The organism is Flavobacterium piscisymbiosum, from assembly GCF_020905295.1.
In the GTDB taxonomy this organism is placed as follows: domain Bacteria; phylum Bacteroidota; class Bacteroidia; order Flavobacteriales; family Flavobacteriaceae; genus Flavobacterium; species Flavobacterium piscisymbiosum.
The window spans coordinates 3168249-3181251 of sequence record NZ_JAJJMM010000001.1 but is presented as its reverse complement, the minus strand read 5'-3'; the positions used below and the strand labels follow the sequence as shown (position 1 = coordinate 3181251).

At 33.2% G+C, this 13003-nt stretch carries 13 protein-coding genes; 5 read left to right on the top strand and 8 right to left on the bottom strand.

The genetic code is table 11. From position 1 onward, the window contains the following. Positions 1-82: 82 nt before the first annotated feature. From ric to LNP81_RS13890, 3 genes are all read right to left on the bottom strand, one after another. Positions 83-805: an iron-sulfur cluster repair di-iron protein gene (gene ric / locus LNP81_RS13900; protein WP_230036767.1), complete on the bottom strand. Its 723-nt coding sequence runs from the start codon at positions 803-805 to the stop codon at positions 83-85. A gap of 98 nt (positions 806-903) precedes the next feature. Continuing rightward, positions 904-1422, bottom strand: a complete 519-nt coding sequence (gene azu, locus LNP81_RS13895; protein ID WP_230036765.1) for an azurin — start codon at positions 1420-1422, stop codon at positions 904-906. Between the two features lie 19 nt (positions 1423-1441). Beyond that, entirely contained in the window at positions 1442-1888 is a 447-nt protein-coding gene (locus LNP81_RS13890) for an RrF2 family transcriptional regulator (RefSeq protein ID WP_230036763.1), read from the bottom strand. Positions 1889-2092: 204 nt separating this feature from the next. Here LNP81_RS13890 and LNP81_RS13885 point away from each other — a divergent pair, with 204 nt between their 5' ends. Next, positions 2093-2875, top strand: a complete 783-nt coding sequence (locus LNP81_RS13885; protein WP_230036761.1) for an NYN domain-containing protein — start codon at positions 2093-2095, stop codon at positions 2873-2875. 35 nt (positions 2876-2910) lie between these two features. Next, a complete protein-coding gene (locus LNP81_RS13880; RefSeq protein WP_230036759.1) occupies positions 2911-4422 on the top strand; it encodes an FMN-binding glutamate synthase family protein in 1512 nt (503 codons plus the stop codon). Between the two features lie 59 nt (positions 4423-4481). Here LNP81_RS13880 and LNP81_RS13875 read toward each other — a convergent pair whose 3' ends face one another. The 4 genes from LNP81_RS13875 to LNP81_RS13860 form a co-directional block, all read right to left on the bottom strand. Next, a complete protein-coding gene (locus tag LNP81_RS13875) occupies positions 4482-4913 on the bottom strand; it encodes a hypothetical protein (RefSeq protein ID WP_230036757.1) in 432 nt (143 codons plus the stop codon). A gap of 241 nt (positions 4914-5154) precedes the next feature. Further along, positions 5155-5559, bottom strand: a complete 405-nt coding sequence (locus tag LNP81_RS13870) for a hypothetical protein (RefSeq protein WP_230036755.1) — start codon at positions 5557-5559, stop codon at positions 5155-5157. Positions 5560-5563: 4 nt separating this feature from the next. After that, entirely contained in the window at positions 5564-6745 is a 1182-nt protein-coding gene (locus tag LNP81_RS13865; protein WP_230036753.1) for a glycoside hydrolase family 88 protein, read from the bottom strand. 267 nt (positions 6746-7012) lie between these two features. Then, entirely contained in the window at positions 7013-7615 is a 603-nt protein-coding gene (locus tag LNP81_RS13860) for a transposase (RefSeq protein ID WP_230036751.1), read from the bottom strand. 256 nt (positions 7616-7871) lie between these two features. Between LNP81_RS13860 and LNP81_RS13855 the strand changes: the two genes are divergently transcribed. Continuing rightward, a complete protein-coding gene (locus tag LNP81_RS13855; protein ID WP_230036749.1) occupies positions 7872-8243 on the top strand; it encodes a ribosomal maturation YjgA family protein in 372 nt (123 codons plus the stop codon). Here the strand turns inward: LNP81_RS13855 and LNP81_RS13850 are convergent. Continuing rightward, positions 8240-10018 (bottom strand): ABC transporter ATP-binding protein, encoded by a 1779-nt coding sequence (locus tag LNP81_RS13850; RefSeq protein WP_230036747.1) that lies wholly within the window; start codon positions 10016-10018, stop codon positions 8240-8242. The genes LNP81_RS13855 and LNP81_RS13850 overlap by 4 nt on opposite strands. Positions 10019-10109: 91 nt before the next feature. On the opposite strand from LNP81_RS13850, the gene LNP81_RS13845 reads away from it, so the two are divergent. Together LNP81_RS13845 and LNP81_RS13840 are read left to right on the top strand one after the other, a co-directional pair. Beyond that, positions 10110-10688 (top strand): non-canonical purine NTP diphosphatase, encoded by a 579-nt coding sequence (locus LNP81_RS13845; protein ID WP_230036745.1) that lies wholly within the window; start codon positions 10110-10112, stop codon positions 10686-10688. 204 nt (positions 10689-10892) lie between these two features. Then, positions 10893-12818 (top strand): DEAD/DEAH box helicase, encoded by a 1926-nt coding sequence (locus LNP81_RS13840; protein WP_230036743.1) that lies wholly within the window; start codon positions 10893-10895, stop codon positions 12816-12818. Positions 12819-13003: the final 185 nt, after the last annotated feature.

Here is a 13003-nt window from a genome sequence, read left to right as displayed (position 1 = left end):
CTATTTCAACAAAATGCACCGACAATAATCTTCTATAAATTATTCATCAGTGCATTTTTTACTTAATTACAATTTTTATGCTTTACGAAAACTCTTTTTCCAGCGCAATCGCTTTTGGAAACAGAATGTTATTTTCAAGATGAATATGCGTATGAAGATTTTCCTCAAACTCTTTCAACATTGCAAATGTTACTTTATAGGTCGTACATCCGTCACTTGGTGCGGTATAATTATTCGTCAGATTCGAAATTTCACGAAAACGTTCACCTTCTATCTCATGTTCATGTGTCATCATAGCAATTGGGTTTTCAACTGATCCAAAAGCGGGCTGAGGAACAGCTTCGTCTCTTTCTTTAGCTTTTACCATGTTTTTTATAAAAGGAAATAAAATTATTTCTTCTTTTTTCATGTGCTGCGACAATTCAACAACCCCTGCGTTAAACAATTCATTTATCGTGAACAACTCCGGATGTCTGCCTCCATGAACATTACAAAGTTTGTTTAAAAACTGTATTATAATAACCGATTTATCTAATACATAACGATGATGTGTTTTTTCGATATAATCTGCCAGTAAATCTAATGGCCACGAATTAAAATCTATAACATTTGTATCTTCTGCAAGCACAACTTCATTAATTTTTTTGAGCAAAACCCTGGTTTCAATTCCTTGTTTCAAACAAACTTCATTAATTGTCTTATGTCCCTTACAGCAAAAATCAATTTTGTATTTTGAAAATACCGCCGCTGTTCTAAAATCTTCGGTCACGAATGCTCCTACCGTTTTATCTCTTAAATTCTCCATAATTATATTTTTTTTTTATTTTCTCAATAAAAGACAAATTAATCTTTTATTGGTTTAAGAAAAAACTCTAACCCAAAATAAGGATTAGAGTCCGTTATTTATTCAACAATTAATACACCTTTCATCATCGCAAAGTGTCCAGGAAAAGAACATAAAAAATTATACGTTCCTTTTTTATCTATAGTAAATTCAATTGTATCCTGTTCTCCTCCGCCAAGTAATTTCGTATGCGCAATAATCGAAGCTTTTTCTGATTCCGGGATATAATCTGTTTCCTGAGCAGCCGCTGCTTTAACAGCAAAAGCCGCTTCATTAATACCTTCTTTTAAAATCACTACATTGTGTCCCATTGCCTGTTTAGGTATTTTTCCAGTATGTTTTAGGGTTAAAGTAATTGGTTTTCCGGCTTCGGCTCTTAGCTCATTTGTACTAAACTGCATTTCATCGTTCCCGGTAATAACCAAAACATTACTTGCAGCAGCAGGATGTCCTTCATCTGATGTAGTCTCGTTTGTTTCTGCTGGCTCTTGAGTGGTTGCAGCATCTTTTTTACCACAAGAGGTTATTGCTAAACATCCCAATAGCAATACAATCGAAATTTTAATTTTTTTATTCATCTTTATCTAAATTTATATGTTATTCTCTATCATTTATTCTAAGAAAAAAATCACCCGTTTTTACTCCTGAAGCAAGTTGCTCTAATGTCGTATTGGTAAGCATTTCTAAAAGCAATTCGCGTACTTTTTTAAACTCTTTGTGCACGGGACACGGTTTTGTTTCTGAACATTCTTTCAATCCTATACCACAACCTTTATATATAGTATCGCCATCTATCGCATCAACAATCTGAATAAGTTTTATTGATTTTACAGCATTATCAGAAACTTCAAATCCTCCTCCTACTCCTTTTGAGGATTCTATGATTCCGTTTTTAGTCAAAATTTGCATTATTTTGGCAGTAAAAGGTTCCGGAGAATCAATTTCTTTCGCAACATCCTTTATCCCCACCCTAATTCCTTTTGAGGATTTAGTGGCAATAAATATCGAAGCTCTGATTCCGTACTCGCAGGCTTTTGAAAACATAGGCAAATTTGTTGATTGAACTACAAATATATTCAAAATCAATATAAAAGACAAGTTTATCTTTAATAGTTTTAATTATAAAAAAACTCTTATTTATAACCAAAATAATTAATATCAAACAAAACACTAATTCGGGACCAAATTCTAATAAAAACCAATTTTAGTTTTACCTTTGGAAGTACTAATTTTTCTAACACCTAAAAAATGGCTTTAAGCAACTCAAAAGATCTCAAATTAGCCGTTCTTATTGATGCCGATAACGTGCCTTACAGTAATGTAAAAGGCATGATGGAAGAAATAACAAAATTTGGCACACCAACCACAAAACGTATTTATGCTGATTGGACCAAGCCAAACTCTAATGGCTGGAAAGCTGTTTTATTAGAACATGCTATTACGCCTATTCAGCAATACAGCTATACAGTAGGTAAAAACTCCTCTGATTCTGCTTTGATAATCGACGCTATGGATTTGTTATATTCAGGAAAACTGGATGGTTTTTGTATTGTTTCCAGCGATAGCGATTTTACTCGTTTGGCCATCAGACTAAGGGAATCCGGTATGAAAGTAATTGGTATTGGAGAAAAGAAAACACCAAACTCATTTATAGTTGCCTGCGACAGATTTATTTATATTGAAGTTCTTGACGGAGCAATCCAGAAGAAAAAACCTAAAGCGACAACTGCTGCCGACGCTAAAAAACCTGTCGAAAAACCTGCTGAAAAAGCATTACATAAAATTGATGCTCCAACTATCGAACTTATCGAAGCTACAATTGAAGACATTGAAGACGACGATGGCTGGGCATTTTTAGGAGATGTTGGAAACTTGATCGTAAAGAAAAAACCTGAATTCGACCCACGTAATTATGGTTTTTCTAAGCTTACGCCAATGTTAAAATCGCTGACTGATATTCTTGAAATCGACGAAAGAGAATCAGACAAAAAAGGTATTAAACATGTTTATGTGCGTTTGCGATTCAATTAATTATTAAAACTATTACTCATTAATTTTTCACGAACATGAGAAAAAAATTCTTTATCTACGGATTCTTATTGTTTATAATTGTAGTTACAATTTATTTTTATACCAAGCGAGGTTTCTTACTCGTTATTATTATCCCGATATTACTGGTTGTTGGCGTTTATAATATACTTCAAAAAAAGCATGCTATTTTAAGAAACTTTCCTGTTTTGGGTTATTTCAGGTATTTATTTGAAATGATTGCGCCTGAGATCCAGCAATATTTTATCGAAAGATCTACTGACGGAAAACCTTTTTCAAGAAATCAGCGTTCTTTAGTATACCAAAGAGCCAAAAACATCGATTCGAATACACCTTTTGGCACACAGCAAAATTTAAATCAAGATAATTACGAAGGAATAAAACATTCTATTTTTCCGGCAAAAGTAAACGAGGAATTACCTCGCGTTTTGGTTGGAGGAAAAGATTGCAAACAACCTTATCTGGCCTCTTTATTTAATGTTTCGGCAATGAGTTTTGGTTCGTTAAGCGAAAATGCTGTTCGTGCAATAAATATTGGTGCAAAAAAAGGAAACTTTTACCAAAATACCGGAGAAGGTGGCTTAACTGAATTTCATCTTGCCGGCGGGGGAGATATTACCTGGCAAATTGGTACAGGATATTTTGGATGCCGTGATGCCGAAGGAAATTTCAGTCCTGAAAAATTTTCAGAAAAAGCGAATCTTCCTAACGTAAAAATGATCGAAATTAAGCTTTCGCAAGGTGCAAAACCAGGTCACGGAGGTGTACTTCCGGCCGCTAAAAACACCGAACAAATTGCTAAAATAAGAGGAGTCGAACCACATACAATGATACTTTCTCCTCCGGGTCATCATGCTTTTTCAGACGTAAAAGGACTTATTCATTTTGTTGCACAACTACGTCAATTATCTAACGGAAAACCTATTGGTTTTAAATTATGTATTGGAAATACTGCCGAATTTGAAGCGATTTGTCACGAAATGATTGCCGAGGATACTTACCCAGATTTTATAACTATTGATGGTGCCGAAGGCGGAACCGGAGCTGCCCCTTTAGAATTTGCTGATGGTGTTGGAATGCCTTTTGAACCTGCCTTAATTTTTGTAAATAAAACTTTGATAGGCTTGAACATTCGTGATAAAATACGCATTATTGGAAGCGGAAAAATTATTTCGGGCTATTCTATCTTACACGCAATTGCATTAGGTGCAGACATGTGTAACAGCGCTCGAGGTTTTATGTTCTCATTAGGCTGTATTCAGGCGCTACGTTGCCATAATAACGAATGCCCAACCGGAGTAGCTACTCAAAACAAAATGTTGATGAAAGGTTTGGTTGTCACAGATAAATCAGATCGTGTTTATCATTTTCATAAAAATACCTTACATGCCGCCAATGAACTTTTAGCAGCAGCCGGTAAAAATAGTTTTGCTGATGTTGATAGTAATATCTTCATGCGTGGTGATGAGTTTGCTCATTTATCAGATTCTTATTTCCCGGATATTTTAACGAATGTTACTAAACGATAAAAAATAAAGCCTCTTTGCAATCATACAAAGAGGCTTTATTTTTTATTATTTTCTTAAAACTAGAGTTTTGCTGTTACCTTTTCTTTAGAATCTCCGTTTTCTAAAACAGCTAATTCTTCTTTATCAACTACTCTTTGCGCAAGAATAGCATTATTATATGCTAAAAAGTACACATCGAATTTTACTCCTTCTTCGATCAATGCTTTTGAAATTTGATCGTTTTTGATCATTTCTTTCAGCAAATCAGGAAACGACTCTTTGTAAGTCAATTTATTGGTGTCGTTTTCTTCTAAATTGGTTTCAATTCTAATTTCAATTTTATTGTCATTCAAAAATGCTTTTGCCGTTGTACTGGTAATACCACTTCCTTTTATTGATGACGAATTGTTATAAGTACTTACATGTTCCTGAATTTTTTGTTTGGTATTTTTACAACTTACCAATACTAACACAATCACAACAGTAAATGCGATTTGGGTAATTTTTTTCATAAATTTTTAGGTTTTAGGTTATTTTTTAACTCAAACATAATGAACTTTTCAAACAAAAGCAACATCATTTCGCAAAAATAAAGTATGTAATTATTTGACTACAAATAAATTATCATAAAATAAATAAACATTTACAATAAAAATCGAAACCCAATTTTATCAAACCAACTATTCGAAGCAAATAAAAAAGCCGCTTTAAAAACGATTAAAGCGGCTTTTTTACTATTATAAAATCAAATTATTACTGCAATAATTCCTTTATAGATTCTTTGTTTATGATCTCTTTTACAAGAACGGTATTATCACTGGCTAAAAAATAAGCATCAAACTGAATCCCTTCTTCAACGAGTTCTTTAGGAATTTCATTTTTATTGATCATCTCTTTCAGTAACTTAGGAAACGATGTATTGGCTTTTACTTTATTAGATTCATTTTGCTCTAAATTAGTTTCAAAACGCAATTCGATTTTGTCATCATTAATATAACCTCTCGCCGTTGTAAGCGTAACATCATCAGCTTTAAAACCTGCAGCCGTACTATTATAAGTGGTGACATATTCCTGCAGCTTTTGTTTTGCATTTTTACAGCTTACCAATAATATAAGAAGCGCAATCGTAAACGAAATTTGGACAATTCTTTTGATCATAACGTTATTTTTTTATTTTTTGAAGTCTTAAAAGTGCTTCAAGATAATAATAATCTGCATAATTTATCGAACAATCTATTTCACTTCCGGCAGGTTTATGTCCTGTAGAATGAAGCAAAAATGCCGAATTTACATCATGACTCTGATAATGGTCTGAAAGCGAAACAATCATTTTTTTAGACTTTGTTAGATATTCCTTTTTAAGATTTACATCTTTTGTATACGAACTTAACTCAATAAGCGCCGAAGAAACAATAGCTGCTGCCGAAGCATCTCTTGGCTCATTCGGAATTCCAGGCGCATTAAAATCCCAATAAGGAATTAAATCTTCCTTCGTTAATCTGTCTAAATAAACTCGGGTTAATTTGTGCGCAAAGTCTAAAAATTTAGGATCCTTTGTTTCTCTGTAAACCATTGTAAATCCATAAATCGCCCAAGCCTGACCTCTAGCCCACATACTATCATCGCTATAACCTTGCGCGGTTCTGCCTTTTATTTTTTTACCGGTTTCATAATCATAAATAACAACATGATACGAACTGTAATCTGGTCTAAAATGATTGTTCATCGTAGTTTCGGCATGTTTTACCGCAATGTCATACAGCTTTTTATTCCCTCCATTTTTAGAAGCCCAAAAAAGCAATTCTAAATTCATCATATTATCGATGATCGTATTATGACCGCCCATTTTATTATGTGGCCAAGACTGAATTGTACCCACTTTTGGATTAAACAGTGTTGCTAATGTATCAGCAGTTTTTAAAACAATTTCTTTATATTCTTTGTTTTTAGTTAAACGATAACCGTTTCCGAAACTATTAAAAATCTGAAATCCTAAATCATGATCTGCAGCTTTACTAACAGACAAAGGCTTCAAAAACTGACTAAATTTATCTGCTTCTTTTTCCCATTTTTTATCTCCTGTTGCTTCATACAAATACCATAGTTCTCCTGGCCAGAATCCGCTTGTCCAATCTTTGTAATTAACAAATTTCCAATCCTTGCTTCCGTTAGGAACCATTCTTGGAGAAGTTCCATCATCCGGAATTACCTTTAGAGTTTTCGAAGCTTGTTCTGCGCAATATTCAAGTTGTTTTTTAATATTAAAGGAATTGTTTTTTTGAGAGTAGACATTACTTACAAATAAAAATAAGGTCAAAACCAAAGCTGTAAATCTTGTATTCATGTGGTTATTTAATTAGATAGAAAATTACTATATTTTTTGGAATCGATAAATTTATAAAATAAAGTAAACTTATTTGAGTGTTTGTATTTTTCACTCCCTAAAACTGTACTATCTGAGACTTTTTTTCTTAGTTGCTCTTTGTCAAAATTTCAAAACTTTGACAAAGATTTTTCTAGATTTCGAAAACATAACATATTAAACCAAATAGTTCCTCTTCTCTTTCCTCTTTGTCAAAGTTCAAAACTTTGACAAAGATTCTTTAAAACCTTAAAATTTAAAGTCAATTATCTTAGTATGACAAAATATAAAATTTTCCAAATTATCAAAATATTCAATTACTTCACCTCTTTTTAAATTAGTTTTCAAAGAAGACAAAACAGTTGAATAGGAAGAAAATTTATAACTTTTAAAATCCTTCTTAATATCAATTGGATTTTGATGAATATACACAATCACATTCATTAAATATTGCTCAGAATCTATTTTCTTTCTTTTAAAAGGAGATTCAAATAACGGACCATGTCTTTCAAAAACTTTATTATATGCCTGAGTATAAGAACTAATAAATTTACTTAATTGTTTACTGGAAATACTTTCTATTGAATGCAAACCTTTATTATTTGATCTTTTATTCTTCGCTTCAAAAAAAATAACTAATTCCTCTTGAGATTTTATTTTAATTAAAAAATGAAAATGATTTGGCATTAGACAATAAGCATAGAGATCGCACACATTACTTAAGTATTTGAGAAATTGTGCCATGAAAAACATGTAATTATCACTTTCCTGAAAAACTTTATCTCCATTTACTCCACGGTTATAAATATGATAAAAACAGTCCGGTTCTAAGTTTTGAATTCTAATATCCAATGATTTAATATCTTTAAAATTTAAAAGATCAAAAATACCAAATAAATAAGATTTTTCTTAATTAATTATAAAAAAAGAACCTTTATCAAAGTCTGGAACTTTGACAAAGGGAAGCCTTCAATATTACACATGAAAAAATTGAATTAACTTTTCTCTTAATGAGAATCTTTGTCAAAGTTTTAAACTTTGACAAAGAGAAATCACCAGTATTACCAATAAAAAATTTAATATAAATTTGCTCTAAATATAACTGCACTTGAAAAGAAAACGATTCTACTACTTCATCATTCTCTTATTGATTATTTTTCTTGGAATCTTCTCCAGAGAATTTGATGAGATACCATTATGTACAGGAGATTTTCTTTACGCTGTGATGATGTATACCTTCATTAGAATACTATTGATCGAAAAAAAAGCGACGCAAATTCTGATTTTCTCATTATTGATTTGCTATACAATTGAGTTTTCCCAACGCTATCAGGCTGATTGGATTAATGAGCTTAGAAAAACACTATTTGGAAAATATGTTCTTGGTCAAGGTTTTTTATGGAGTGATATTCTCGCTTATACTTTTGGAGCTTTTACAGCTTTTTTAATTGAAAGAATCGTTTTAAGAAACAAACTTTAATCCAGCGTTTGCGTGATTTTATCAATATTCAAACTATTTGCCATTGCCGTAAATATTTGATAATACACTGATTTATTATCATACAATTCGTCATGGGTTCCTTTTTCGACACACCTTCCTTGTTCTAAAACAATGATATTTGCCGCATCTATAATTTGAGAAATACTGTGCGAAATAATAATTACGGTTCTGTCTTTTTTAATAGCATCGAGGGATTTTTTTATTTGCTCTGTGGCAATTGCATCCAAACTTGCTGTTGGTTCGTCGAGGAAAATAATAGGCGGATTTTTCAGAAACAATCTCGCGATAGCAATTCGCTGTTGCTGCCCTCCCGAAAGTAAATGCGCATCTGAATCATAACCTTTTGGCAATTGCATAACCTGATCATGAATATAGGCTTGTTGGGCGGCTTCAATAATTTCTGATTGTGTAGCATCAGGTTTTCCGTATAAAATATTTTCGGCGATTGTACCTTTAAAAATGTGATTCTTCTGTAATACTAATCCAATGTTTTTACGAAGAAAGTCAGTATTGTAATCATTTAAATCTACTCCGTCCAGATAAATTTTTCCGCTTGACGGTAAATAAAACTTATCCAATAAATTAATGATAGTGCTTTTTCCAGCTCCGCTGAGTCCAACCAAAGCTGTTGTTTCATTGGGTTTAATGGTGAAATTGATATCCCAAAGCGCTTTTGTTCCGTTTGGATAAACAAAATCGACGTTTTTAACTTCTATAAGTCCTTTTATTTTTTCAGGAATATAATCGCCACTGGTTTCTTTTTCGTTTTCTGATTCTAAAATATCGAAGAATCCTTCAGAATAAATCAAGGCATCATTTACTTCATCATAAATACGGTGTAATTGCCTGATTGGCGCTGATACATTGTTAAACAACATAATATGAAACATGATTGCCCCAATTGTCATGGTATTATTGAGCACAAAATAAGCGGTTAGAATAATAATAATCACGACTCCTATTTGCTCTACAAAGCCCTTTATACTTTCAAAAATAAAACTGGTTTTTCTGGTTTCGAGCTGATTCTCGGTCATTTCGAACTGAATATCTTTATGCCGATCTGCTTCCATAGGCTCACGAACAAAAGACTTAATCACAGTTATTGATTCGATTAAACTTATGATTCCGTTGTTCTTAGTTTCGCGATAATGACGCATTCTTCGTCTAAAACCACTCAACTTTCTAGCTTGCAATTGACTGATATAAAAATAAATAGGAATAATACACAAACTAACCAAACCTACATATACATTAGCATAAAACATAATTGCCAAAGCCACAAAAGCATTTGCAAACAGAGGCAGAATATCAATAAAGAAATTCTGAACTAATCGTGTTAAACTGCTAATACCGAGATCGATTCTGGTTTGAAGTTTTCCGCTTTCATTTTCATTAGAAGTATAAAACTCCATTCTATAAGTCAGAATCTTTTCGACTATAGACTGAGAAATATCCCGGGTTATAAAGATTCGCAGCTTTTCTCCATAAAATTTCTGCCCAAACTGCACTACTGAATAAACCAACTCTTTTGAAAGTAATACAATGCTGATAATTTCTAATAAATGAAATCCTTTTGACAAAGGTTCATGCGCTACCATTAATTTACTGATAGAATCAACTGTATACTTTAATATTAATGCGTTTACCTGAGCAGCAAATGACCCTAAAAAAGTAAGCAATAAAGTGGCAATCACCATTTTCCTGTATGGCTTAACAAAAGGAGTTATTTTTTTATATAATAATGATATCTGCATTTATTTTTATTTCATGTCGTCTATCAAATATAAGAATTCTAAATTTGTGTTTTAAAGTACTCTTAATAATAATCTCTTAAAATATATCATCATGCAATTGGTTTTCGCGTCAAACAATCTTAATAAAATCAAGGAAATTCAAAGTATCCTAAACGGATCGATACAATTGTTAAGTTTAGAAGATATTGGCTGTCACGAAGAAATTCCTGAAACTGCAGATACAATCGAAGGAAATGCCATTTTGAAAGCCAATTATGTAACTGAAAAGTATGGTTATGATTGTTTTGCAGATGATACCGGATTAGAAGTTACGGCTTTAAGCGGAGCACCTGGCGTTTATTCTGCACGATATGCGGGAGAACAACGCAACGCCGATGATAATATGAACAAACTTCTGGAAGCTTTAGTTGATAAAGAAGACCGCAGCGCTCAATTTAAAACTGTTATCGCATTAAATTTAAAAGGGAAACAGCATTTATTTACCGGAATTGCAAAAGGAAGTATTATTCTTGATAAAACAGGAAATCATGGTTTTGGTTACGACCCTATTTTTCAACCGGAAAATTATACTGAGACTTTTGCTGAACTGGCCTCAGACGTTAAAAATAAAATCAGTCATCGTGCGAAAGCTACTCACCAACTAATTGATTTTCTGAATGCAGCAAAATAATTGTTTAGAATACAACATTTTACAGTCCAAAATTTATATTTCACGACGTATTTTTCCCGAATTTTCTGGATTGTCAGATAAAAATCATGCTACATGAAACATAACTTTTTGATAATCAAATCATAACAAATACATAATTCTTAAAATAGCATTAGTTTATCTGAATAATTAACAGTAATTTTGCACCCTATTTTAAATACATATATGAATAAATTTGAACAATTAGGATTGAATGAATCGTTACTGAAGGCGATTTTAGATCTAGGATTTGAGAATCCGTCAGAAGTACAGGAAAAAGCGATTCCCCTATTATTGGAAAAAGACACGGATATGGTTGCGTTGGCTCAGACAGGGACAGGGAAAACGGCAGCTTTCGGTTTTCCGCTAATTCAAAAAATTGATGCTGACAACAAAAATACACAAGCATTAGTTTTATCGCCAACACGAGAACTTTGTTTACAGATTACCAACGAACTTAAAAACTACTCAAAATACGAGAAAGGTATTAATGTGGTAGCAGTTTACGGCGGGGCTAGTATTACAGAGCAAGCTAGAGACATTAAAAGAGGGGCACAAATTATTGTGGCTACTCCGGGGAGAATGCAAGACATGATCAACAGAGGTTTAGTAAACATTAAAAATATAGATTACTGTATTCTTGATGAAGCTGATGAGATGTTGAACATGGGATTCTATGAAGACATCGTATCTATTTTATCAGATACTCCAGATCAAAAAAACACATGGTTGTTCTCTGCAACTATGCCACAAGAGGTTGCCAGAATTGCAAAACAATTTATGAGCGACCCGGTAGAAATTACTGTTGGAGCTAAGAACTCAGGTTCTGCAACAGTTTCTCACGAGTTTTACTTAGTAAATGCACGTGACCGTTACGAAGCTTTGAAACGTTTAGCCGATGCAAATCCAGATATTTTCTCTGTGGTTTTCTGTCGTACTAAAAGAGATACACAAGCTGTAGCAGAAAAATTAGTTGAAGATGGATACAGCGCTGCTGCATTGCACGGAGATTTATCTCAGGCGCAACGTGATGGTGTAATGAAATCTTTCCGTGGAAGACAAATTCAGATGCTTGTCGCTACTGACGTTGCTGCACGTGGTATTGACGTTGATAATATTACTCACGTAGTAAATTACCAACTTCCTGACGAGATTGAAACTTACAATCACCGTTCTGGACGTACTGGTAGAGCTGGAAAATTAGGAACTTCTATTGTAATTGTTACAAAAAGTGAGCTACGTAAAATTTCTTCTATCGAAAGAATCATCAAACAAAAATTCGAAGAAAAAACTATTCCTTCCGGAATCGAAATCTGCGAAATCCAGTTATTACACTTAGCAAACAAAATTAAAGATACTGAGGTTGATCACGAAATTGACAACTATTTACCAGCAATCAACAATGTTCTTGAAGGTTTATCTAAAGAAGAGTTGATCAAGAAAATGGTATCTGTAGAATTTAACCGTTTTATTGCTTACTACAAAAAGAACAGAGATATCTCTACTCAATCTGGAGAAAGACGTGAAAGAAGCGATTCTGAACCAAGAGAATTCAATAATAACGGAGCAGTTCGTTATTTTGTAAACATCGGTTCAAGAGACAACTTCGATTGGATGTCACTTAAAGATTATTTGAAAGAAACATTAGACTTAGGTCGTGATGACGTTTTCAAAGTAGATGTAAAAGAAGGTTTCTCTTTCTTTAACACTGATCCTGAGCACACTGAAAAAGTAATGGAAGTATTAAACAACGTACAATTAGAAGGACGTCGTATTAATGTTGAAATTTCTAAAAATGATGGTGGCGGAAGACGTGACCATAACGGACGTTCTGGTGGCGGAAGAAGCTCTGGAGGACCAAGAAGAGAAGGTTCTGGCGGTGGAAGTTTCGGACCAAGACGTGAAGGTTCTGGTGGCGGAGGTTTTAGAAGCGACAGAAGCTCTGCTCCTAGAGAAGGTGGTTTCAGAAGCGACAGAAACTCATCTGCTCCAAAAAGAGAAGGTGGTTTTAGAAGCTCAGCTCCAAGAAGCGAAGGTAGTTCAGACAGAGCTCCAAGACGTTCTGAAAGCTTTGGTGATTCACCAAGACCAAGAAGACCAAGAAGAGACTAATAAGTCAATATCTTAAAATATAAAATCCCAAATTCCAGACATAATTGGAATTTGGGATTTTTTTATATTAGAATCTTCCTCTCAATTGATGTGTCTTCTAATTCAAAACAATTTAGTTTAGATCTCCTTACTCCTTTTTAGTTGAATACCAAAGTAACACTTCTTGCTTTGTTAATTTTCTGATA